Raw genomic sequence first — 21,838 nt, forward strand, 5'->3', positions numbered from 1 at the left:
CAGCTGCCAGGAAAAGTGATATACTGAGTCTTGTGAGTGCTTTACAACGTAATGAAGGAGCGTGAAAACGTGTCAGAAGTCCGAATCGAGCGTGCGGATATGAAGCGGGATGACAGCGATCAGTTCGTAGGATATACCGTATTTTCTATAGATGGACATGCATCAGCCTACGAGATTACTTTCCTGAGCAAGAATGGCCGGGACTGGGACTACAGCTTGAACTTCGCTGGCGAGCCAGGAATCGAGGAGCAGTTTCTTCAGATTGACGAGCGGATTGAAGCCGATAACGAATTGTTTGATGACTTGCTGGATGCTGCCATCGATGCTAGCGAGTTCGGCGAATAAGAGACGATTTTAGAAATGTATTCCAATGAAACAAACCGTACGCCTCCCATGGAAGGGGGAAGTGTACGGTTTGTTTAAGATTGTATAAGCTTTCAGGTAAGCTGAACACATTCGATAATCGCAAAAAAAGTTCCGACATGGGAGACGTATAACTTAACCAATCGTAATCCGGCCTTCCGGATGGCGGTACAGTTCTTTATTATTCTTGCGACTCAGCGCATAAGCAAGGGTTAGCGGTCCTAACCGGCCAAGGAACATGAGCAGGGAAATGGTCACCTTACCAACCCCGGACAGCTCGGTTGTAAGTCCCATGGATAGCCCGGCAGTACCGAACGCGGATACGGCTTCAAACAGAATTCTTAAGAATTCGCCAGATTCCGTAATGGACAGAAACATGGAAGCTCCCACCAATAGCAGCAACGATAGAATCGTTAGTGTAATGGAACGGTAAACCAGGGCTTGGGAGATTCGATTGCGATAGAGAACAACGTCCCGTTTTCCCTGGATCATCGTAACGACGGCACCGATAAGTACGGCAAAAGTAGTCACTTTAATTCCGCCCCCCGTTGATCCGGGAGCTGCCCCGATGAACATCAGGATAATCATGAAGAACTGGGAGGATTGCTCCAGACTCGCGATATCCAAGGTGCTGACGCCACCGGAACGGGGAGTGATCGATTGGAATAGGGAAGCCATGATTTTTACCGGGTACGAAAGCGGCCCTAATGTTTTGGGATTGCCATGCTCCAGAATAAAGATCATGACAGCCCCAATTACGATTAATAGTGACGTTACGGTTAATACAACCTTGGAATGAAGAGACAGTTTCTTGCATTTCGGATATTCAATAAGATCAAAAATGACGATAAAGCCGACTCCTCCAAGGAAGATCAAAAGCATGAGAATAATATTGACAAAAGGATCCGCTACATAGGTTGCAAATCCTGAGAAGGGTCCGTGAATTTGGCCAAAGAGGTCAAAGCCTGCATTGTTGAATATGGAAATACTCTGGAATATGCCGAAGTAAGCCGCATCGGAAAGCGGCATGATGGCAGAGAACCTGAGCGTTAGCAGTAATGCGCCTGCCCCTTCTATGATCAGCGTATAGACGAGCACTCTTCGGATAAGGTCTACAATCCCTTGAATTTGGTATTGTCCCATTGCTTCCTGAAGGATCATGCGCTCCCGAAGCGAGATTCTGCGGTTGAACATCAATGCAATCCAGGTGGCTGAGGTCATAAAGCCCAATCCGCCAAGCTGAACGAGCATGAGCATGACAATTTGTCCAAATATGGACCAATGGGTCCCTGTATCCACAACGGTTAAACCCGTTACACTGATGGCGGAAACTGCTGTGAAGAGAGCATCTACGATTGGGGTAGAAGTTCCGTCCGCCGTAGCAATGGGAAGTTTCAGCAGGAACGTCCCAATCAGTGTAATCGAAGCAAAGCCGATTGCCAGAAATTTGGGAGGGGTCATTTGGTTGCGAAGGTCTTTCTTTTTCATGCCAATTATCCTTTTCCGAAAGTTTAAATTTGAAATCATTCTCTAATATAACACGAAAGGTGAATCATTTAACCATCATGAATTCGAACCGAGCACCGATCCCTGTATTTATCCCTCTGTTTATCGGCATCATCGCTATTTCTTTTTCCTCCATATTCGTAAAATGGTCCACCAGTCCCGTATCCATTCAAGCGATGTACAGACTGGTGATTACGTTCCTGATCATGCTGCCCTTCGCGGGCAAATATGCGCCGGCTATCAAATCGTTGAAGCGTTCTGAACTGCTGCTGCTTCTTCTATCCGGTTCGATGCTGGCCCTGCACTTTTTGTTATGGATGGGCTCCTTGAAGTGGACGAGTGTAGCCAGCTCCACAATTATCCTTGCCCTTCAGCCGGTGTTTGTGATGATAGGTGCTTACTTCTGGTTTAAGGAGAAAACATCGCTGGCGGCAATCGGCGGCATGGCGATCGCTTTCCTCGGCGTATTCCTTCTCATTGGGAGCAGCGGACTCAGTGGGAGCAAGGGGCATTTGACTGGTGATATCATGTCGCTGCTGGGGACGGCTGCGGTCGCCGTGCATATGCTCCTGGGTCAATTGCTGCTGCGGCGTCTGCCTTCATTCTTATACAGCTGGCTTGTCTTTGCAGTAGCGGCCTCCGTACTGGCGGTGTATAACGTAGGAATGAACATTCCGATGACGGGGTATTCCGGACGAGAGTGGGGGATTTTTGCTTTATTGGCTGTCGTGCCAACGGTATTCGGCCATCTGCTGTTCAATTGGCTGATGAAGTATGCCACAGCCTCCACCGTATCGATGAGCGTTCTTGGAGAGCCGGTTGGAGCGAGTTTACTGGCTTTTCTCCTGTTGAATGAGTCGATGAACTCCCTGCAGGCGGCAGGGGGGGCGCTCGTGCTGTTAGGGCTGGTATTATTCTTGAAAGTCGGGAAATCGAAAAAGCAGCCTGTAGACCTTCAACCCGAAGCGCTGGGGTGAACTTCGCTTTATTTTTGCTCTGCCGGAGTAGTTCTGATTGAAATGGCGCACACTGAACCCAAGAAAGTCAAATCCTTACAAAAATGGATATCGACTCGAGAAGGGGTTTCGAGCGTGAAAGCAGTCACTTATCAAGGCAGACATCGGATCCAAGTAAAGGATATGAAGGACGCCGTTCTTCGGCACAGCGACGATGTCCTGATCCGAGTCACCACCACGGCCATCTGCGGATCGGATTTGCATTTATACAATGGTGGATTAAAACAGCTGAACGATGATTACATTATCGGCCATGAGCCGATGGGAATCGTGGTGGATGCAGGTCCTGAAGTAAGCAGGGTCAAAGTGGGAGACCGTGTGATCATTCCTTTTATTGTATCTTGCGGAAAATGCCTGTTTTGTCAGAATCACATGGAGAGCCAATGCGATTATGCGAATGAGGGCAAGAATACCGGCGGTTTTTTTGGATATAGTGACGCCTACGGCGGTTTTCAAGGTGCGCAAGCAGAGCTTTTACGGGTTCCTTACGGGAATTCCATGCCCTTTGTTATACCTGAGGACGCCGAGATGGAAGATGAGAAGCTGCTCATGCTTTCCGATGCGCTGCCCACAGCCATCTGGAGCGTGGAGAACGGAGGGGTTAAACCAGGCGATGTCGTGGTTGTTCTGGGCTGCGGTCCCATTGGGCTGCTAACGCAAAAGTTTGCCTGGTTAAAAGGCGCGAAGCGGGTAATTGCGATTGATCATGTGGATTACAGGCTCGCGCATGCGAAACGGACCAATCACGTGGAGACTTACAATTTTGAGAAGATCAAACCGATTGAAGATTTCATCAGAGAACTCACAAAGGGCGGCGCGGATGTTGTTATCGATTGCGTAGGCCTTGATGCCAAGCGGACGGGATTGGAAATGCTGGGCAGCGTACTAAGGGTTCAGGGCGGTTCTTTAGGAGCTTTCCGCATGGCCGTCAACATGGTTCGCAAATACGGGACCATCCAGCTAACCGGCATATACGGGCTGGTGTATAATGCCTTTCCGCTTGGAGAGCTGTTCGAACGCAATATTACGTTAAAAATGGGGCTTGCCCCCGTTATTCATTACATGCCGCGCCTTTATCAAATGTTGAAAGAAGGGACTGTGGACCCTTCGGATATCATCACACACCGGCTTCCGATGGAGAAGGCTGCCCACGGCTACGATATCTTCAATGAGCGGAAGGATGGCTGTATCAAAGTCATTTTAAAGCCTTAAGCAGCTAAATAAACCGAATGAAAAAAGCGTTCCTGGCGAATGAGCAGCATTCCTGGTGCGCTTTTTTTTGATGGGAAAATGGTGTAACAGCGTTGACAAGGCAGCGGGAAGAATTCATAGTAATTAAAAATAGAATTGTAGAGTGAGAGAGGAATCGAACACAGATGAGCATCAAGTCAGAACGGCTCCCCGCTAGTATGGATGGGAACCAGGGAAACACCTATCTTCAAGGCTTCAAAGATTGTATTCCAACCCTCTTGGGCTACCTAAGCATCGGTTTTGCGGCAGGTGTTGTCGAGCGCACCGCAGGTTTCACCCTGCTCGAAATCGCGCTCATTTCGCTGCTGCTCTATGCGGGCTCCGGGCAATTTATTGCGGCAGGGATGATAGCGGCTGCTAGCCCGATCCTATCGATCATAGTTACGATATTTTTCGTGAATGCCAGGCATCTGCTGTTAAGCGCGGCGCTTGCCCCTTACTTTAAAGGTCTTTCTTCGGGAAAAAGCTTCTTCATCGGTTCCTTGTTAACCGACGAGACGTTTGGTGTAGCGGCAGCCAAGGCCACCGAGCAGAAAAAACTCGGCTATAAATGGATGGTCGGCCTGAATATTACGGCGTATCTGTTCTGGTGCGCAGCCAATGTAGCAGGCGGTTTAGTCGGGGAGTGGATTCCCGAGCCGGAGAAGTTTGGCCTTGATTTTGCATTGCCGGGGATGTTTATCGGATTGCTTGCTCTGCAATGGATCAGCCGGAAGAAGTATAAACTTGATTTCATGGTGGTTATGATTGCCGCTGTTTCAGTGGTAGCTGTCAGTACAATTATGCCGGGAAGCGCGGCGGTCATAGTCGCGATTGTGGTTGCGGCTACTGCAGGGATGGTGATCGAACGATGGAAATAAGATGGCCTATCGCCATATTGATTATCGGTTGTGCTGTCGTAACCCTCATTCCAAGGGTTCTGCCGCTTATGATTCTGAGCAAGCTCCGCATTCCCGAGGCGATGATCCGGTGGTTAGATCATGTCCCGATTGCCGTTATGGGAGCACTGCTAGCCCAGGAGCTGCTGTTATCGGATGGACGTGTAGATCCAGGGGGGCATTCACTAGAATTGATTGCAGCCGTGCCCGCTTTCCTAACCGCTTTTCTCACAAAAAGCCTGTTTGCCACCGTCATTGTCGGGATCCTGACTTTGGTGGGGCTCCGCTTGTTTTTCTAATTAAATATCGCATGATTGCACAAGCTGTTCTCCCAGCTCACAAGCGGGAGGACAGCTTGTTTTATGTGGTCGACAGCCCTCCCAGCATGCTGGACCATGCACTGTGTGTGCAGTGAGGGGGAGGCACACGATGTACAAGAAACTATTCCTTTCGTTCATACTATATAAGCCGTCTGCCCGTTATTTGGTCAAATGTCAGGGGACAGGGGTCCCTTTCAGAATGCGAGTGCACTGCATATGGTGTACTAACCCATGATATGTATTGAGATCATATATCAAGTTAGGCAGAAGGAGGAGACAGGGGATGATGCCGACGGTTACGATAGTCATACCTTTCTATAACTGCCAGTATATACAGCAAGCATTGGAAAGTGCGGTACAACAAACGTACCCTGCCGTAGAAATCATAGTCGTAGATGATGGGTCAACTCAATATTCACATCTGATCGCACCTTACATGAACAGAGTCTACTATATGGGCAAGAGTAACGGCGGAACGGCCAGCGCCTTGAATCATGGCATTTTGCATGCTTCCGGTGATTATATTGCCTGGCTCAGTTCGGATGATCGTTATGTTCCCCAAAAGATTGAGCGGCAGATGTCGTATATGCTGAGCAGCGGACTCGATGTCACGTATACCGGTTTTTGCGTCATTGATGAGCACAACCGGGTGACAACGCCGTACGAAGGGATTCCCATGGCGTCTCATGCAGATTTGGCCCGTCAGCTCACGTATTCCAATCCGATTAACGGCTGCACGGTCATTATGAAGAAAGACTGGCTTCACCGGGTAGGTCTATTTAATCCACAGCTTCCCTACACCCATGATTTCGATCTTTGGATTCGGCTGTTAATGAGCGGAGCTTCTTTTGGATTCATACCGGATATGCTTACGATGTATCGGGTACATTCCCAGATGGGTACGGTCCGTCATCAAGCGAGAATTCTTCCAGAATATGAGATGGTGAAAAACAATTACCGCCATGTACTTGAGCATTTGGCTCAGCTTGGCCGATAATGGGGGATACCATGAAAATACTACTGGCAACCCATTGGCTACTCCCCCATGTTGGCGGAGTATATAACTTCATGCAGGAGCTCAAGAAACGTCTTGAACAGCTGGGTCATGAAGTTGATCTGCTCGGAAACAGTCCGGATTACAGGAAAATCCATATTGTCAACCAAGGGAAGGAACTAGCCAAAGAAGTTTTGCTGCCCATGCTGGAGGCAAAGCTTGATCCGCAGACGGCTCCTGGTTTGAATCAGCATAGTGCGATACGCTTTTATGAGCTCGAGCGTTACTGCATGGAGCTGGCGGCAGCCTATTTCGGGCTGGAGCAATACGATATCATTCATACACAGGATAGTTTTTCTACACGCTCTTTAAGTAGGGTAAAACCCAAGCGTACGCCACTCGTATCGCATATCCACGGCTCTGTCGCACGTGAGATGAAGGACATATTTCGAAATAATCCTGCACAAGGCGTCAATGAAGGAAGTCCCGCCTGGCGTTATTTTCCAGCCATTGAGTATCATGCGGCCTTGTCCTCTGATTTAACGATTACGGCTAATCAATGGTCCAAGAATGTTCTTATGAGCGATTGCGGGGTACCTGATTATCGGATTACGGTGTTTCAATATGGTCTGGACGCTGAAGCGTTTCAGGCAAAATATAGCGCGGGATCGTCACATCGGCGACCACCTGGGAAAAAGGTCATTATCTGTCCGGCCAGATTGGTGTTCGTGAAGGGGATTCATGTGCTGCTTGAATCCCTTGCTATTCTCAAGCGGATGCGAAACGACTGGGTGTGCTGGATTGTAGGGGATGGTGCCATGCGAGGGCAACTGGAAGAGCAGGCCATAAGGACGGGGCTGCAGCATGAGGTGTTATTCCTTGGACAGCATGACAACGTTCCGGGGCTGCTCAGCCAATCGGATATCTTTGTCCATACTTGCATTCAAGATAACCAGCCGTACTCGGTTATGGAAGCCCAAATGGCAGGACTCCCGAGCGTCGTATCGACCGCAGGGGGGTTGCCCGAAATGGTAACTCACGGTTTCACGGGATTGTTAGCCCCTGTAGGAGATCCGGGAAGCACGGCCCAGCACCTCAATTTGCTGCTCCGAGATGAGGATTATCGAAAATTTCTGGGTAATAACGCCAAGACATTCGCCTATAAGCATTGGTCCATGGATCTTATGATCGAACGTATGCTGAACATATACTACGGCGCCATCGCTCAGAAATCATCCCAGTAAAAAGGAGTGAGTAGCTTATGAATCAGCAAGCCTTTAACGTAATGAGTGATTTGTACAACAGGATTTTTGTCAATCAAAGATCCACTCCGGATGTGTTGGTCGATTATGTTATTTGGAACCGAATATTTCAGTCACTTCCGAAAGATTACAAGCTCCCGGATGAACCGGTAAACTATGTTTAAGAACCTATGTCAAATGGCAGACCAAGTTTTAATATTGGTCTGCCATTGTCGTATGGAGAAGAGAACATGTGATGATTCGAACCGAATCTCGTGTTATGAAGTTAGATCAAATACATGCCTTGGAACAGAAAACTCCAGCGAAAGCGGTTGCTGAACCAGATATCGACATTCGGCATTTTTACAGCGCAAACGTGCTCTAAGTTCCAATCCAACATTTCTATTTCCTGGACAGGTTCATGATTGACGGCGAGCACATGGAAAGGTCCGTAGCATATTTGTTTCAAAGAATCTACCAATTCCTTAATATCCTCGCGACTGGAATCGGTTCGGATAAACAGAATGCGGCCCCCGCTTCCCAACGTCTGCAGAAATCTGGCAATTCTACGATCATATTTAACCTTAACATCCGGATATCCCAGCAGATCGGGAGGGAAATTGTTATGCACATAAAAATCATGGTTAAGATAGAGGTCGTATTCTTGATCCCAGATATTATACAGCTCTTCACTAGCCTGATTAACCATGAGTAAGTTGGAATACACCAGCATGCCTTCAAACCGATTGCGAAGCATTCTTGATATTTGAGGCAGCACCGGAGTACCCATCCAATCGATAGGTCCGGCAAATCTGCGCAAACCGTGTTCTCTTAGCTCAATACCCGGCAAACAGTTGTTTCCCAAACTGAATATCGCATGGTAGGGGCCTTTGATATCTTGGAGGCTCAACATCCCTTGTCACCGATCCTTTCTTTAGATGTGCTTACATTATATTAAATGCGAATTTGAAAGAATTGGCTTGGACCAGGGATCAAGTAACTCACAAATGGATGATCGTCACTATGGATATGCCCTTACACGCGAAGAGGTAGTTACATAACCTGATATTAATGATGCTGCCATAGCCAGGAGGGAATGAAATGTCCATCTTTCGTTTAGATGCAGTGGAATATGGTCAAATTGATGCGCGGTATATCCAGTCGGTGGATCTAACGATTACCAATGCAGGAACTGAAGATTTTGATGTCCTCATACATGGATACCACCCCCATGGAGTCTATTATGTCGGACTGACTCATGTCGCAGTTGGAAATACAGTGAATGTTCCCAATATCACGAACCATAATATGGCATTCAGCCTTCTGCTTGTGACCAATATTAACTACGCGTTCACTACGCTGGTTACCTTACATGCCAAGAATGAAGGACAGCTTGTGGCCGTTTACTCACATTCTGATTTTCAAGTGATTGAATAAGGGGAGGGGTGCGACATGAAGGTGCTGTTCGTCTACTATGTGCCGAGCGGGGGGGTCGAGACATTAAACAGACAGCGATGCCGTGCACTGCGACTAGCCGGAATCGAGGCGCATTGCCTGTATTATAACTGGGGGTCCGGCATGCAGAATGCTGCGGACTTCCCCATCTACGTCACCCGCAATGACATCGAGATCAAGCACATCTTGGATTCGAATAATTTTGACGTCATCGTCGTTACGACGGATCACGCCAGTTTCCCGCGCTTTCGAATGCTGGGGTTCAAAGGGAAATTCGTGCTGGAGATTCAAGGGTATGGACCCAAGAGCGTTGCCCATGCGCAGCTTTCACAGGCAGTTCCATATGTGAATGAATATGCTGACGCGCTGCTCAATCCCAATACCCCGCATATTGCCGCTCTGTTCCAGGAGCTGTATCCGCATAAGCTGCAGTTTCATTTCAACAATTGTTTTGATAGTCAACGGTTCACGTACCATTCTTATCCGAGACCCTCAAGCCCTGTAATGGCATGGCTTGGACGGATCGAGGATAACAAGAATTGGCGAGAGTTTCTTCATGTCGGGCATGCGCTTAAAGAGCATGTTCCTGATCTCCAAATGTGGATGTTTGAGGATAGTGAGCTCAGCCAGCCGGCAGAAAGGGAGCAATTCCTATTACTCATTGATGAATTAGGCCTGTCGGATCGTTTAACCCTTCGGTCCAACGTGCCTAATGCCGAGATGCCTTATTACTATTCAATTATTGGAGACTCAGGCGGATTTCTGTGCTGCACTTCCAAGGTAGAGGGAGCACCTTATGCGGTGCTTGAGGCGATGAGCTGCCGCTGCCCGGTGCTGACAACCGATTCGGATGGGGTATCCACCTCGGTTCATCATAACTACTCAGGCAAGTTTTATGTGCTCGGAAACATTGACCATGCCGTTACCGAAGCGCTTGAACTCATGAAGGAACCTGTTCTTCGTGAACAGATTCGAGACCAGGCGATGAGACATGTCGAGCAACATTTCAATCCGCATATCTATGCGATGAATTTTGCCGGCCTGCTTCAATCGATAGGGTTGTAATTCCCGTGATCCAAAATTTCAGAGCGAAAAAAACAGCCTGATTCCTCCAGTTGAGCGAGGAATCAGGCTGTTTTCTATGTTCATTCTTCTACTGTCTCCTGGCGTTCATTGGCCGAATCAGGATGTGCGAAGCCAGTGGCGGTAGGTTTCTTCCATGCCTTCTTCCAGGCTAAATAACGGACTCCACTGCAGCAATGCCCGGGTCCTCTCATTATTCAGGCAGCTGTGCAGAATATCGCCGTTCTTCGCGGGCAAATAGTGAACATCAATGCGGTCAGGATGCAGTCTGCTGATGTGATCGACGAGTGAATTGACGGTATGGCCGGTGCCGGTGCTAACATGTAGAACGCTCTCGTCCCCGTGTTGAATGGAGGCGAGGTTTGCTTCAACCACATCCTTGACATAAATGAAGTCCCGGGTTTGCTCGCCATTGCCGAATATATGAAACGGAGCACCTTGACGCAGACGGTCACCAAATACCGCCACAACACCGCCTTCCCCCTTCGCAGTCTGACCCGGACCGTAGACATTCCCATAACGAAGAATGGTGTACTGCAGGCCGAAGAAACGGTGGTATAAGCGGATATATTGCTCGCCTGCCACCTTGGATAGGGCATAGAAGGAGATTGGATTAACCGGATCATCCTCCGTCAGCTGAGATTTCTCCAGATCTCCATATACGCCAGAAGTCGATGCAAACACAATCTTACGGACTCCAGCCTTGCGGCAAGCTTCAAGTACATTGATGGTGCCCATTACATTCGCATCCGCATCAAGTTGAGGCTCTTTGATCGACCGCTGCACATCGGCCTGTGCGGCCAAGTGGAACACAACGTCCGGCTTCAGCACGGAGATATACGCCGTTGTCTGCTGGCTGTTTACATCGGTTACATGTAAAATCGCCTCGCTGTGAAGGCGACCTGGATCTCCGGTTGTGAGGTTATCAATCACATGGACTTCATAGCCTTGATTCACGAGTCCGTTCACCAGGTGGGAGCCGATAAAGCCTGCTCCGCCGGTTACAACCATCTTCATGTCTTATACCCTCCAGCCTTTTGTTTGGGATGCTTTATCCTACGTGATACGTAAGGATCATGCATTGGACAATTGACAGGGAGGGCGAAGGAATGGGCAGATTAGATTGACGTTTACATTCCTGTTATAATGGAAGCTGCAATTTAACATTATTTTTACACAAAAGAGGGAATGGAAAATGGAACGCTACCTTGAACAAAGGTTGAGATTATGCATACTCGTTTTTTTGACGCTCTTATTGAAGCTGATCCTTCTAAGAGTGTTTCTGTTTAATGGGGTCATATGGGGGAAGGTGCTCACCGACGCGCTATCCCTGCTGGCGCTGATTAGCTTTCTGGAGCTGCTCCTGCCGGTAAGAGGCAAAAAGATGGTCTATGTGATCCTAAATGTCGTATTATCGTTTATCATGTTTGCGTCCGCTGTTTATAACGTTCATTTCGGGTCCATACCGACATATACCGCGCTTGCGGGGATCGGGCAAGTAAACCAGGTAAGAGCCAGCATTACGGCTTTGTTAGAGCCGGAGCACTTTCTCTTCTTCCTGGACCTGCTGGTCCTGTTGATCATATGGGCGGTTCGAAAAATTCGTTCCCGCACCCGAGGAGGATTGCATTTTGGTGGAGTCCGTTCCAGTTATTCCGTTTCCTATTCGCGCAGGCTTGGCATGAAGTGGCGCATATCCATGATGGTTGTGCTGGTCATTGCGGGTGTTCTGTCCGGACTTATCATCCGTAAAGAATGGGGAATCGAGAATGAAATCGTGCGAGCGGAGCAAATGGGATTCATGAATTACCAGGTTTCCTCCGTGATCCGGATATCGCAGGAGAACCGTGCGCTGGCCGAAGGGAGTCTGCAAGACACGATTCTGCGCTCCCAGCAGCTCCTGGCGACTTATCCTTACGTTAAGGAAGCAAAGGACAAGCCGGACTACTACGGCGCTGCCAAAGGCAAAAATCTGATCATCGTTCAGATGGAATCGCTGCAGAATTTTCCGGTTGGTCAGTCCTTGAATGGCCAGGAGCTGACACCGGTGATGAACCAGCTCGCAGATGGCGGCCTGTATTTCCCGCATGTCTTCCAACAGATCGGGCAAGGCAACACTTCGGATGCCGAATTTGCGGTCAATACATCGATTTATCCAACCGGAACGGTGGCGATGTCCACCGGATTCGGGAATAAAGAGCTGCCAAGTCTGCCGCGGCTCTTGAACAAGCACGGTTATGTTACGACGACATTCCACGTGAATGACGTGAAGTTCTGGGATCGAAGCAAAATGTACCCTGCGCTTGATTTTCAGCATTATTACGACAAGCCCTACTTCACGAATGATAACTTCAATGAGTTTGGACCTTCCGATGAAGAGCTGTTCCGTGTCGGCGTGGATAAGCTGCTGGAGAATCAACAGCAGAACAAGCCTACCTATGCCCATTACATCACGGTATCCAACCATTCGCCATATCATGTGAAGGATGAATTTGCGAAGATCACTCTGCCGGCTGAACTGGAAGGGACCCATCTGGGGAATTACCTGAAGTCGGTGAATTATTCGGATTATGCACTCGGTACTCTGGTTGACCGTCTGAAGCAGAACGGATTGTGGGATGATACCGTATTGGTGGTGTACGGGGATCACTTCGGCATCAATCCGGCAGAAGCCGACGCCAAGATGATCTCGTCAACGCTGGGCATTCCTTACCATGAGCGGGTCAGCCGATTTAATATCCCGCTTGTCATTCATGTACCTGGCATGAAGGAAGGAAAGGTCATCGAGCAGGTAGGGGGGCAGGTCGATATTTTGCCAACCGTCGCTAACCTTTTAGGCGTATCGCTTGACGATGAAGGCTTTAACGCATTTGGGCATGACCTGCTGAATGTGGACCGCAATGTAATCGGGATGAGATATTATTTGCCGACAGGCTCTTTCTTTAATAATGACATTCTGTTCGTTCCCGGTGACGGATTTGAGGATGGCACGGCGGTTTCACTGAAGACGCTCGAGCCCGTCACGGACATCACGCCGTACCGCGGCGATTACGACTATATTCTGCAGTTAATGAAGCTGTCCGATGAATATGTGAAAATGCTGCCCAAGCGAGCGCCATAAAGCTCAATGAATAATTAACGAGGAAGAGGATTGTTTTATCAAGCCGAAGCAGGCATGGATGAAGCAATCCTTTTTTTTGTAAAAGCTGCCATGAAGGATTGTCACGGTTTTGTCATCTATGCTATTATTACTCTTATTGTTAACCTAATCATGATTTAAAATGGTTTACATTTAAACAGAGAGGGGAATAAAGATATGACGACTCAAATCCATTATGATTGGGCGAAGCTGGCTGATCACGTTGTGCGAGGGCATGAAATAACGCCGATTGAGGCTTTGGCCATTCTCAACAGCGAGGATCAGGAACTGCTGACGGTTATGCAGGCTGCATATCGAATCCGCCGTGAGTATTATGGGAACAAGGTTAAGCTGAACATGATCGTTAACGCAAAATCCGGTCTGTGTCCTGAAGATTGCGGATACTGCTCCCAGTCCATCGTGTCGGAAGCGCCTATTGATAAATACGCATGGCTTACCAAAGACAAAATTCTCGAGGGCGCGCGTGAGTCGATTCGCCGGAAGGCGGGAACCTATTGCATCGTTGCTTCCGGTCGTCGTCCTTCCAATCGGGAGATAGATCATGTAGTCGCAGCGGTGAAGGAGATTACACAGACGACTCAGCTGAAGGTGTGCTGTTGTCTGGGCTTTTTGAATGAGGATCATGCGCGCAAGCTCGCTGATGCCGGCGTGCATCGATATAACCACAATCTGAATACTTCCAAAGATAACTATGAACAGATTACGACCACGCATACATACGATGACCGCTTAGATACCGTGAAGCAGGCAAGCTCTTCCGGAATGTCCCCTTGTTCCGGAGCCATTTTCGGAATGGGCGAGAGCCTGGAAGAACGGGTGGAGATTGCGTTTGCTCTGAAGTCGCTTGGAGCCGATTCGATTCCTTGCAATTTTCTGAATGCGATTGAAGGCACTCCTCTTGAAGGGCGTAAAGAATTGACCCCGATGATGTGCTTGAAGATTCTTGCCATGATGCGGTTTGTTAACCCTACGAAGGAGATTCGGATTGCAGGGGGACGTGAAGTGAATCTGCGCTCCTTGCAGCCGTTGGGATTATATGCGGCCAATTCGATCTTCATCGGCGATTATTTAACAACAGAAGGCCAGGCCCATAACGCAGACTGGGGATTGATTGAAGACCTAGGGTTTGAAATTGAGGAATGCGCTCTGTCATGATGTATTGACATTTAGGCATGAAGCACATACTATATACCCGTAGGGGTAGGGGATGGAAGTTGAAAGTTCCATGCTCACCAAGCATCAAGTCGATGCACATGACAATGATGGGGGAATGCTTTGTGCTGATTGCATCTGCCGCTCTGATTATATTTATACTCAGTTTATATTACCGAAGGTATGTACCTATATCTGGCTTGCGGTTCATGAAGTGCAGTGATCTTCGGCAGGCCCAGAAGGAATGTCCGAATCTGAAAGTGCTCGATGTACGTGATGTGTCCGATTATATGGCTTGTCCGCGGAAAGAGACGATTAACATCTCTCTCGGAAGGTTGCCTTATGTGTGGGAGCAGGAGCTGAAACCCGATGACTCCGTGGTCATTGTAACGCCCAAGCGTTCGGATGGAATCCTGGCTGCGCGCAAGCTGAAGAAGGCCGGCTTTACTTCGCTTTTTTATTTACAGGAGGATTGCACAGCTTGCAATTCCATGCAGCACGTTTCACTGAATTAATGACGATCTGATCAGCAGACTTTGCTGGTCAGATTTTTTGTTTTTCGGGTAAGGGGATCAAATTTGACAATGATAATCGTTATCATTTAGAATGAAAGAATATCGTTCATATTACGGTTATTTTCGCTAAGGGAGTGTTCGTTGAATATGTTGATCGAGACGAAAACGATTATTGTTAAGGCAGGCACATCCAATCTGGTTGTAGAGCGTTTCAGCAAGCCCGGACCCATAGAAGAAATTGAAGGTTTCATTGATCTGAATGTCCTTGTCAAGAATGCAAAGCGTACCGACGAAACGGAAGAGGTTATCGTTATGATTCGCTGGGAATCCAAAGAGGCGTGGAAACGCTGGGAGACCAGTCCCGCGCATATTCAAGGACATCGTGATAACCGCGGCAAGCCGCAGCCTGAGCATGTGATCAGCTCCAGCCACGGCATGTATGAGGTTATTGCAACCAAAGGACCGAGACCTGTTCAACAGGCATAATAATTTCATTATCCAGAAAGAAGCGGCTGTTAAAGCTGCTTCTTTTTTTTGTAAAAAGAAAACCATACGCTATGCGTATGGTTCAGGATAGCTTAAGCGTTGTATAAAAAAAATCCTCCGAAGTGTTAAGATAAATTCGGTTCGCCAACCAAATTTAAAACACGAGGAGGAGATCAGATGGCATCTGATGTGAACAGTTTAGCACATACAAAATGGAATTGTAAGTATCACATAGTGTTTGCACCAAAGTACAGAAGACAAGTGATCTATGGGAAATTGAAAAGAGATATAGGAAAAATACTAAGACAATTGTGTGAAAGAAAAGGTGTAGAAATTATAGAAGCAGAGGCATGTAAAGATCATATACACATGCTGGTAAGTATACCGCCGAAAATAAGTGTGTCATCATTTATAGGGTATCTAAAAGGGAAGAGTAGCTTAATGATATTTGATCGCCATGCAAATTTAAAATATAAGTATGGGAATCGAAAATTCTGGTGTAAAGGGTTTTATGTGGACACGGTAGGAAGGAACAAGAAAGTGATTGAAGAGTATATACGAAATCAGTTACAAGAAGACGTGGTTGCAGAGCAAATGACGCTGGAAGAGTATATAGATCCATTCACAGGAGAAGAAACAGGAAGCAAACGAAAGAAGAAGAACTAGAAGACCCCTTAAGGGGTAGCCGAAAAAGTAGTGCGGTTGGCGAACGATTCAATGCCCTTTAGGGCTGGCCAGTAACAAAGGCTTTCAGCCGCAGAGCAAACCACCCGTTCACACGGGTGGTTTTGATTGTTACATTGTACCATCGGGTAGGGCTGACAGGGGGTTAAAACGGCAGATTTTAGGGAACTGTAAAGGGATGAAAGACTTGGATCAGCTATACATTCAACCTACTGTTTGGAGGGAGTCACCTATGTATCATCTGTACAGCCATAATGATCTGGATGGTGTCGGTTGCGGCATTATCGCCAAATGCGCTTTCGGCGAAGGAATTGATGTCCGTTACAACTCCATTCACGGATTGAATCAACAAGTCGCAAGGTATCTGAACCGGACTTCCTTGCAGGATAATCCGTATGATGTGTTGTTTATTACGGATTTGTCGGTCGCTCCGGATATGGAGAAGGAACTGAACGTGTTTGTTGAAGAGGGAGGGCAGGTGCAGCTTATCGATCACCATAAAACGGCTCTTCACTTGAATGAATATAGCTGGGGGCAAGTGGACGTCACGCATCGGGACGGCCGCTTGGCATCGGCAACCTCGTTATTCTATGAATATTTAATCGAGCATGGACATCTGGGCAGAAGTGAAGCGCTGGATGAATTCGTAGAGCTGGTTCGCCTCTATGATACGTGGGAATGGGAAGAGAACCAGAAGGTTGAGGCTAAACGCCTGAACGATTTGTTCTATATGTTGTCCCTTGACGAGTTTGAGAGCAAGATGACGCAGCGTCTGCGGGAGCAAGGGGGCTTCTTCTTTGATGAGTTTGAAGAAAAAATATTGGACATGGAAGAGAATAAAATCGATCGTTACATCCGCCGCAAGCAGCGAGAGCTCATCCAGACCTTCGTGGGGGAGCATTGCGTAGGCATCGTATATGCCGAATCCTATCACTCTGAACTTGCCAGCGAACTGGGAACGACGTATCCCCACCTTGATTACATTGCTATCTTGAACATGGGGGGAAGGAAAATGAGCCTTCGCACGATTCATGATCACGTGGACGTGTCCGATGTGGCGATGCGGTACGGGGGAGGCGGTCATCCCAAAGCAGCGGGGTGCACGATCACGGAGGAAGTGTATCAGTTATTTGCTGCTGAACCGTTCGAGCTGGAACCGATCCGGTTCGATGCTTCGCGGAATCAGTTCAACATTAAGGGCGCGGAGTCCGGCGTGCTATACGAAAGCTGGGGCGAGGATCTGCTGTTTGTTTATGCCAACGCCGGTGAATGGATTGTCGAGTGGAACGGGGAACCTCTCCCGTTCCGGTTCAGATCGTTCGAGGAGGCGGAGCGGCACATGAAGCGGCAGTATGGCGTCTGGCTGTCCCGGGATGACGTGTTTGTGAAGATGCTGAAGGAGCAATGGGTGCGAAACCGAACCAATGATCGTCCAGGCCTGCCGCTGGATATGGACGAGGAGAAGTTAATGGAAGATCTGTAGCTTAAACAGCATCAAGAGTGGAGTAGATCAGTCCTAGAGAGACTTCATTGTGAGACAGGAGGAATATACGGTGAAAAAAATGATCGCTGGCTGGGCTCTTGCCCTGTTAACGGCAGGCATCCTCGCATGGAGTCAGACTCAAAGTCATTCCGAACCCTCCATCCCCTCGGCTGTTCACAGCAAAGAGCTGCTGAAGGATGTCCCTGTACCATGGTCCGCTACGAAGAACACCATTCGATTGAATACATCCGATCCTGTAAATGCGGCCGTATTGACCTCCAAGACGCTGTGGCAGTCCACGAATGAGCACAGTCGTCCGCAGACGGTGATTCTGGTGGATGCGGCTAAATGGTCCATAGCGGCTGTGAGCGTCGATCTGACGCAGCTTAGCGAAGGGCCGCTGCTGTTTGTGGAAGAAGAGGGGATTCCCAAGGAAACGCTGGAAGAGCTGCGGCGGTTGAAGCCAAGGGGAGCGGAGCATAACAAGGGCATTGAGATTATCACCGTCGGACCAATCTCGGATCAGGTGATGAAGGAGCTGAACGGGCTTGAATACAAGCTTGATCACATTGCTGCCGGGGAACCTGAAGGAGCTGCAGCCGCGATTGATGAATATGCTGCTAAGGTATCCGGATCTGTACCCACCTCGGTTATTGTCGGATCGATGGACCGTCCGGATTATACGCTCCCAGCGGTGAGCTGGATTGCCCATATGCCGGAAACAATGCTGTATGTTGGCGAGAAGAATGTCCCTGAAGAAACGGCACAGGCGCTTCATAAGCGGAAAGGGAAAGCGAATATCTATATCATCGGTCCGGAAAAGGTGGTATCCCGGGCAGTAGAGGACGAGCTGCGGCAATATGGTAAGGTGACGCGAATATCCGGGGATGACCCATTCGAGAATGCCGTTCATTTCGCGCAGTTTAATGATCCCGTAACAGGCTTCGGTTGGGGCGTTCAATCGCCGGGATACAGTCTCTCGTTCTCGACGCCGGATTCGCCCGTATTGTCCATTGCAGCCGCTCCATTGTCCCATATGGGTAAGCATGCCCCTTTATTGTTTACGGAGCGAGACGGGGTGCCACGCTCCATTACGAAGTATGTTGAATCGATCCGCCGTCAACTTGCTGCGTCCAATGGGGAGGCTCCGTACAATCACGCCTGGATCATTGGTGACGAACAGACACTGACCAAGAAGCTTCAGGGCGAGCTTGATGAGATTTTGGATATGGAGTCTGGACATAACTAATGGATCCTCCTATTGTCATATCGATTCGTACACGCTGCGTCGTAAAACAGAAAAAGAGGGCATCCCGCCAGATCTAACATCTTTTGGGATACCCTCTATGATATGGGATGATATATGTTCAGGCTGCGAACATTCATCGTTACATTGCAAATTCAGAGATATTCGCAGGATTAAGCATACCAGCCCCATACGAAGATGAACAGCGTTCCGAAAATCGTGACAAGGCCAACGAACAGAGCGAAGGCAATGTTGATGTAAACGGATTTTTTGTCATCACTTTCCCCGACGTGCATGAACAGCATGAGCTGAACGGCTGCCTGCAGGATAGCGGTCACCAGCAGAACGGCCATTTTCGAAGCTGCCGGCATATCCAGCAGAACGACGAGTGCAACTGCTGAAAGGACGAGAGACGATATATAACCCGCTACATGCTTAATTGGAAACAGCTGTTTTATCATGTCACATCAGTCCTTTCAAGTATACAAAGCTGAAAATGAAGATCCACACAACGTCCAGGAAGTGCCAATAGAGCGAGAAGATGAAGGACTTGTTGGCGGTGGAATGATCCAGTCCATGCTTTTTAAGTTGAATCAGAATGGCAGCTCCCCACAGGAGACCGAAGGTAACGTGAGCTCCATGCGTGCCAAGCAATGTGAACAAGCTGGAGGAGAAGGCGCTGGTTGAGAGCGTTACTCCTTCATGCACATAGGTGAAGAATTCGAAGATCTCGATCCCGAGGAATCCCGCACCCAGCAGCAGGGTGATGACCATGAAGATCATCATCTGCTTTTTCAGTCCCAGACGCATCGCATGAACAGCCAAACCGATGGTGAAACTGCTCGTTAAGAGCAGGAACGTTTCAAGCAGGACCGGCGTAATTTCAAAGATTTCCGCTCCGCTCGGACCGCTGGCAAAGCGGTTCACGAGAACGAAGTAGACGGTAAACAAGGTGGCAAAGAGCGCAATTTCAGCTCCGAGGAACAGCCAGAAGCCAAATATTCGATTACGGTTTTCCTCTGTTCCATATTCCAGCGGCTGAGTGGCATCTATTTTCATACCGTATCACCCCGCAGTTTCTGTTCGGTTTGAACAATCTCTTCAACCGGAATGTAGTATCCGTGATCACGGTCGAAGGACATGGTTGCCAAAATAATCAATACCGCGATACCCGCAACGATGGATGGAATCCACCAGCTGAATACCAGGAAGAAGCCAAGGAAGAAGAAGGCGATACCCAGTATAAACGGTTTACCGGTGTTGCTTGGCATATGAATCTTCGTGATTTTCTCATCCGAAAGCGGCTCGTTGTTTTTCTTCGAGAACCAGAAGGCGTCGCGGCCCTTGACTTTCGGTGTTACCGCAAAGTTGTATACAGGAACCGGACTTGGCGTTGACCATTCCAGTGCGCGTGCATCCCATGGATCTCCTGTTTTGTCGCGCGGCTCGTAACGTGTACTCCAGTAGATGTTGTATACCAGAATGATGAATCCGATCGCCAGTCCAATTGCGCCGACCATCGACAGCATATTCAGCGGGCCAAAGCCGGTTTCGGCCGAATAGGTGTACGTACGACGGGTCATCCCCATCAATCCCAGGAAGAACATCGGGAAGAACGTTACGTTAAATGAGATGGCAATGAACCAGAATGCGATTTTGCCCAGCTTTTCGTTCAGACGGAAGCCGAACACTTTAGGGAACCAGTAATGGAAACCGGCAATGACGGCGAATACCGCGCCTGGAATGAGCACATAGTGGAAGTGGGCAACCAGGAACATCGTATTGTGATACTGATAGTCGGCACTGGCCATCGCCAGCATAACGCCGGTTACGCCGCCGATCGTGAAGATCGGGATAAAGGCAAGCGAGTAGAGCATCGGCGTCGTAAAGCTGATTCGACCCTTGCGAAGCGTAAAGAGCCAGTTAAATATTTTGATCCCGGTCGGTACGGCGATCGCCATCGTTGTGATGGAGAAGAAACCGTTGACCATGGCCCCTTGACCCATCGTGTAGAAATGGTGGGCCCATACCAGGAAGGACAATCCGGAAATAATCGCCATGCTTAATACCATGGAGCTATAACCGTACAAGTTCTTTTTGGAGAAGGCCGAGATAATCTCACTGAAAATACCGAATGCCGGCAGAATAACGATATACACCTCAGGATGACCCCATACCCAGAACAGGTTGGCCCATAGCATATCCATACCGCCGTTCGCCATCGTGAAGAATTGGGAACCAAAGATGCGGTCGAACATCATAAGCAGGAGCGCAATCGTAAGTACAGGGAAAGCAAAGATAATGATGACACAAGTGATCAATACAGACCACGTAAACATCGGCATGCGCATCAAGGTCATGCCCGGAGCACGCATCTTCAGTATCGTTACGATAAAGTTAAGACCTGTCAGCAACGTACCAATCCCTGAGATTTGAAGCGACAGAGAGTAGTAGTTATTGCCGACCGTCGGACTGAATTCGATACTGGCCAGCGGGAAGTAAGCGGACCAGCCGGCATCCGGCGAACCTCCGATAACGAAGGAAATGTTGAACAGCATCGCGCCGGCAAAGAACAACCAGAAGCTGATTGCGTTCAGTTTAGGGAATGCTACGTCACGGGCGCCGATCTGGAGCGGAACGATGACGTTCATCAGACCGAAAATAAACGGCATGGCCATAAAGAGGATCATGATGACCCCGTGAGTCGTGAATACTTCATTATAATGCTGACCGGTCAGAAACTTCATCTCCGGTGCGGCGGTTTGCGCACGCATCATGATCGCGTCCACGCCTCCGCGGAACAGCATGATCAATGCACAGATGATGTACATGACACCAATTCTTTTGTGATCCACGGTCGTCAGCCATTCCCGCCACATGTAACCCCACTTCTTGTAATAGGTCAAACCGAAGAGGATTGCGAGCGAGACGAGCACGATACTCACCATGGCGCCGTAAATTAACGGATCACCGGTAACGAAAAATTCGTCCCATTTCATAAAGGC

General features: G+C 48.6%; 23 protein-coding genes. 17 read left to right on the plus strand and 6 right to left on the minus strand.

Features of this window, described 5'->3' with window-relative positions:
- Positions 1-69: 69 nt before the first annotated feature.
- A complete protein-coding gene (locus tag MKY82_RS13080) occupies positions 70-345 on the plus strand; it encodes a hypothetical protein (protein WP_071224350.1) in 276 nt (91 codons plus the stop codon).
- Positions 346-498: 153 nt separating this feature from the next.
- Here the strand turns inward: MKY82_RS13080 and MKY82_RS13085 are convergent, their stop codons facing one another.
- Complete coding sequence (locus MKY82_RS13085; protein ID WP_194542131.1) at positions 499-1,851, minus strand: TrkH family potassium uptake protein; 1,353 nt, start codon at positions 1,849-1,851, stop codon at positions 499-501.
- A gap of 77 nt (positions 1,852-1,928) precedes the next feature.
- Between MKY82_RS13085 and MKY82_RS13090 the strand changes: the two genes are divergently transcribed.
- The 7 genes from MKY82_RS13090 (at position 1,929) to MKY82_RS13120 (ending at position 7,754) form a co-directional block, all read left to right on the plus strand.
- Complete coding sequence (locus MKY82_RS13090) at positions 1,929-2,846, plus strand: DMT family transporter (protein ID WP_194542132.1); 918 nt, start codon at positions 1,929-1,931, stop codon at positions 2,844-2,846.
- Between the two features lie 114 nt (positions 2,847-2,960).
- Complete coding sequence (locus tag MKY82_RS13095; protein ID WP_339296232.1) at positions 2,961-4,097, plus strand: zinc-dependent alcohol dehydrogenase; 1,137 nt, start codon at positions 2,961-2,963, stop codon at positions 4,095-4,097.
- Between the two features lie 164 nt (positions 4,098-4,261).
- Complete coding sequence (locus tag MKY82_RS13100; RefSeq protein ID WP_194542134.1) at positions 4,262-4,996, plus strand: AzlC family ABC transporter permease; 735 nt, start codon at positions 4,262-4,264, stop codon at positions 4,994-4,996.
- Positions 4,987-5,313, plus strand: a complete 327-nt coding sequence (locus tag MKY82_RS13105; protein WP_339296233.1) for an AzlD domain-containing protein — start codon at positions 4,987-4,989, stop codon at positions 5,311-5,313. The genes MKY82_RS13100 and MKY82_RS13105 overlap by 10 nt, the downstream gene beginning before the upstream one ends.
- Before the next feature lie 304 nt (positions 5,314-5,617).
- The gene (locus tag MKY82_RS13110; RefSeq protein WP_194542136.1) at positions 5,618-6,331 is read left to right on the plus strand and encodes a glycosyltransferase; all 714 of its coding nucleotides are present in this window, start codon (positions 5,618-5,620) and stop codon (positions 6,329-6,331) included.
- 11 nt (positions 6,332-6,342) lie between these two features.
- Complete coding sequence (locus MKY82_RS13115; RefSeq protein ID WP_194542137.1) at positions 6,343-7,572, plus strand: glycosyltransferase family 4 protein; 1,230 nt, start codon at positions 6,343-6,345, stop codon at positions 7,570-7,572.
- Positions 7,573-7,589: 17 nt separating this feature from the next.
- The gene (locus MKY82_RS13120; RefSeq protein ID WP_194542138.1) at positions 7,590-7,754 is read left to right on the plus strand and encodes a hypothetical protein; all 165 of its coding nucleotides are present in this window, start codon (positions 7,590-7,592) and stop codon (positions 7,752-7,754) included.
- Between the two features lie 101 nt (positions 7,755-7,855).
- Here the strand turns inward: MKY82_RS13120 and MKY82_RS13125 are convergent, their stop codons facing one another.
- Positions 7,856-8,389, minus strand: coding sequence for a DUF1796 family putative cysteine peptidase (locus MKY82_RS13125; RefSeq protein WP_339296234.1), 534 nt, complete (start codon positions 8,387-8,389; stop codon positions 7,856-7,858).
- A 281-nt stretch (positions 8,390-8,670) separates the two neighbouring features.
- Between MKY82_RS13125 and MKY82_RS13130 the strand changes: the two genes are divergently transcribed.
- Together MKY82_RS13130 and MKY82_RS13135 are read left to right on the plus strand one after the other, a co-directional pair.
- Entirely contained in the window at positions 8,671-9,006 is a 336-nt protein-coding gene (locus MKY82_RS13130) for a hypothetical protein (protein WP_071224341.1), read from the plus strand.
- A gap of 15 nt (positions 9,007-9,021) precedes the next feature.
- On the plus strand, positions 9,022-10,089 hold the full coding sequence (locus MKY82_RS13135) for a glycosyltransferase family 4 protein (RefSeq protein ID WP_339296235.1): 1,068 nt from the start codon (positions 9,022-9,024) through the stop codon (positions 10,087-10,089).
- 117 nt (positions 10,090-10,206) lie between these two features.
- On the opposite strand, the gene MKY82_RS13140 is transcribed toward MKY82_RS13135, so the two are convergent.
- Entirely contained in the window at positions 10,207-11,124 is a 918-nt protein-coding gene (locus MKY82_RS13140; RefSeq protein WP_194542141.1) for an NAD-dependent epimerase/dehydratase family protein, read from the minus strand.
- Between the two features lie 178 nt (positions 11,125-11,302).
- Here MKY82_RS13140 and MKY82_RS13145 point away from each other — a divergent pair, with 178 nt between their 5' ends.
- From MKY82_RS13145 to MKY82_RS13175, 7 genes are all read left to right on the plus strand, one after another.
- Positions 11,303-13,228: an LTA synthase family protein gene (locus MKY82_RS13145; RefSeq protein ID WP_339296236.1), complete on the plus strand. Its 1,926-nt coding sequence runs from the start codon at positions 11,303-11,305 to the stop codon at positions 13,226-13,228.
- 195 nt (positions 13,229-13,423) lie between these two features.
- Entirely contained in the window at positions 13,424-14,422 is a 999-nt protein-coding gene (bioB, locus tag MKY82_RS13150) for a biotin synthase BioB (protein ID WP_194542143.1), read from the plus strand.
- 122 nt (positions 14,423-14,544) lie between these two features.
- The gene (locus tag MKY82_RS13155; RefSeq protein WP_194542144.1) at positions 14,545-14,934 is read left to right on the plus strand and encodes a rhodanese-like domain-containing protein; all 390 of its coding nucleotides are present in this window, start codon (positions 14,545-14,547) and stop codon (positions 14,932-14,934) included.
- Between the two features lie 147 nt (positions 14,935-15,081).
- The gene (locus MKY82_RS13160) at positions 15,082-15,420 is read left to right on the plus strand and encodes an antibiotic biosynthesis monooxygenase (protein WP_339296237.1); all 339 of its coding nucleotides are present in this window, start codon (positions 15,082-15,084) and stop codon (positions 15,418-15,420) included.
- Positions 15,421-15,597: 177 nt separating this feature from the next.
- A complete protein-coding gene (gene tnpA, locus MKY82_RS13165) occupies positions 15,598-16,086 on the plus strand; it encodes an IS200/IS605 family transposase (protein ID WP_071223663.1) in 489 nt (162 codons plus the stop codon).
- Positions 16,087-16,336: 250 nt separating this feature from the next.
- Positions 16,337-17,587 (plus strand): oligoribonuclease, encoded by a 1,251-nt coding sequence (locus MKY82_RS13170; RefSeq protein ID WP_220685696.1) that lies wholly within the window; start codon positions 16,337-16,339, stop codon positions 17,585-17,587.
- A gap of 79 nt (positions 17,588-17,666) precedes the next feature.
- Positions 17,667-18,836: a cell wall-binding repeat-containing protein gene (locus MKY82_RS13175; RefSeq protein WP_339296669.1), complete on the plus strand. Its 1,170-nt coding sequence runs from the start codon at positions 17,667-17,669 to the stop codon at positions 18,834-18,836.
- Between the two features lie 170 nt (positions 18,837-19,006).
- On the opposite strand, the gene qoxD is transcribed toward MKY82_RS13175, so the two are convergent.
- Genes qoxD through qoxB form a run of 3 tightly spaced genes read right to left on the minus strand, consistent with a single transcriptional unit; the run spans position 19,007 to position 21,832 of the window.
- Positions 19,007-19,294: a cytochrome aa3 quinol oxidase subunit IV gene (qoxD, locus tag MKY82_RS13180; RefSeq protein ID WP_194542146.1), complete on the minus strand. Its 288-nt coding sequence runs from the start codon at positions 19,292-19,294 to the stop codon at positions 19,007-19,009.
- Between the two features lies 1 nt (position 19,295).
- Positions 19,296-19,892 (minus strand): cytochrome aa3 quinol oxidase subunit III, encoded by a 597-nt coding sequence (qoxC, locus tag MKY82_RS13185; protein ID WP_194542147.1) that lies wholly within the window; start codon positions 19,890-19,892, stop codon positions 19,296-19,298.
- Positions 19,889-21,832, minus strand: coding sequence for a cytochrome aa3 quinol oxidase subunit I (gene qoxB / locus MKY82_RS13190; protein WP_194542148.1), 1,944 nt, complete (start codon positions 21,830-21,832; stop codon positions 19,889-19,891). The genes qoxC and qoxB overlap by 4 nt, the downstream gene beginning before the upstream one ends.
- Positions 21,833-21,838: the final 6 nt, after the last annotated feature.

The sequence above is a fragment of the Paenibacillus sp. FSL W7-1279 genome (assembly GCF_037969845.1).
Taxonomy (GTDB): domain Bacteria; phylum Bacillota; class Bacilli; order Paenibacillales; family Paenibacillaceae; genus Paenibacillus_AQ.

Bases quoted from the DNA above. Each gene is read 5' to 3' on its own strand.
- MKY82_RS13120 (WP_194542138.1), top strand. From the start codon at position 7,590: ATGAATCAGCAAGCCTTTAACGTAATGAGTGATTTGTACAACAGGATT.
- MKY82_RS13105 (WP_339296233.1), top strand. From the start codon at position 4,987: ATGGAAATAAGATGGCCTATCGCCATATTGATTATCGGTTGTGCTGTC.
- tnpA (WP_071223663.1), top strand. From the start codon at position 15,598: ATGGCATCTGATGTGAACAGTTTAGCACATACAAAATGGAATTGTAAG.
- MKY82_RS13175 (WP_339296669.1), top strand. From the start codon at position 17,667: ATGATCGCTGGCTGGGCTCTTGCCCTGTTAACGGCAGGCATCCTCGCA.
- MKY82_RS13130 (WP_071224341.1), top strand. From the start codon at position 8,671: ATGTCCATCTTTCGTTTAGATGCAGTGGAATATGGTCAAATTGATGCG.
- MKY82_RS13160 (WP_339296237.1), top strand. From the start codon at position 15,082: ATGTTGATCGAGACGAAAACGATTATTGTTAAGGCAGGCACATCCAAT.
- MKY82_RS13170 (WP_220685696.1), top strand. From the start codon at position 16,337: ATGTATCATCTGTACAGCCATAATGATCTGGATGGTGTCGGTTGCGGC.
- MKY82_RS13115 (WP_194542137.1), top strand. From the start codon at position 6,343: ATGAAAATACTACTGGCAACCCATTGGCTACTCCCCCATGTTGGCGGA.
- qoxB (WP_194542148.1), bottom strand. From the start codon at position 21,832: ATGAAATGGGACGAATTTTTCGTTACCGGTGATCCGTTAATTTACGGC.
- MKY82_RS13140 (WP_194542141.1), bottom strand. From the start codon at position 11,124: ATGAAGATGGTTGTAACCGGCGGAGCAGGCTTTATCGGCTCCCACCTG.
- qoxC (WP_194542147.1), bottom strand. From the start codon at position 19,892: ATGAAAATAGATGCCACTCAGCCGCTGGAATATGGAACAGAGGAAAAC.
- MKY82_RS13135 (WP_339296235.1), top strand. From the start codon at position 9,022: ATGAAGGTGCTGTTCGTCTACTATGTGCCGAGCGGGGGGGTCGAGACA.
- qoxD (WP_194542146.1), bottom strand. From the start codon at position 19,294: ATGATAAAACAGCTGTTTCCAATTAAGCATGTAGCGGGTTATATATCG.
- bioB (WP_194542143.1), top strand. From the start codon at position 13,424: ATGACGACTCAAATCCATTATGATTGGGCGAAGCTGGCTGATCACGTT.
- MKY82_RS13100 (WP_194542134.1), top strand. From the start codon at position 4,262: ATGAGCATCAAGTCAGAACGGCTCCCCGCTAGTATGGATGGGAACCAG.
- MKY82_RS13110 (WP_194542136.1), top strand. From the start codon at position 5,618: ATGATGCCGACGGTTACGATAGTCATACCTTTCTATAACTGCCAGTAT.
- MKY82_RS13090 (WP_194542132.1), top strand. From the start codon at position 1,929: ATGAATTCGAACCGAGCACCGATCCCTGTATTTATCCCTCTGTTTATC.
- MKY82_RS13085 (WP_194542131.1), bottom strand. From the start codon at position 1,851: ATGAAAAAGAAAGACCTTCGCAACCAAATGACCCCTCCCAAATTTCTG.
- MKY82_RS13145 (WP_339296236.1), top strand. From the start codon at position 11,303: ATGGAACGCTACCTTGAACAAAGGTTGAGATTATGCATACTCGTTTTT.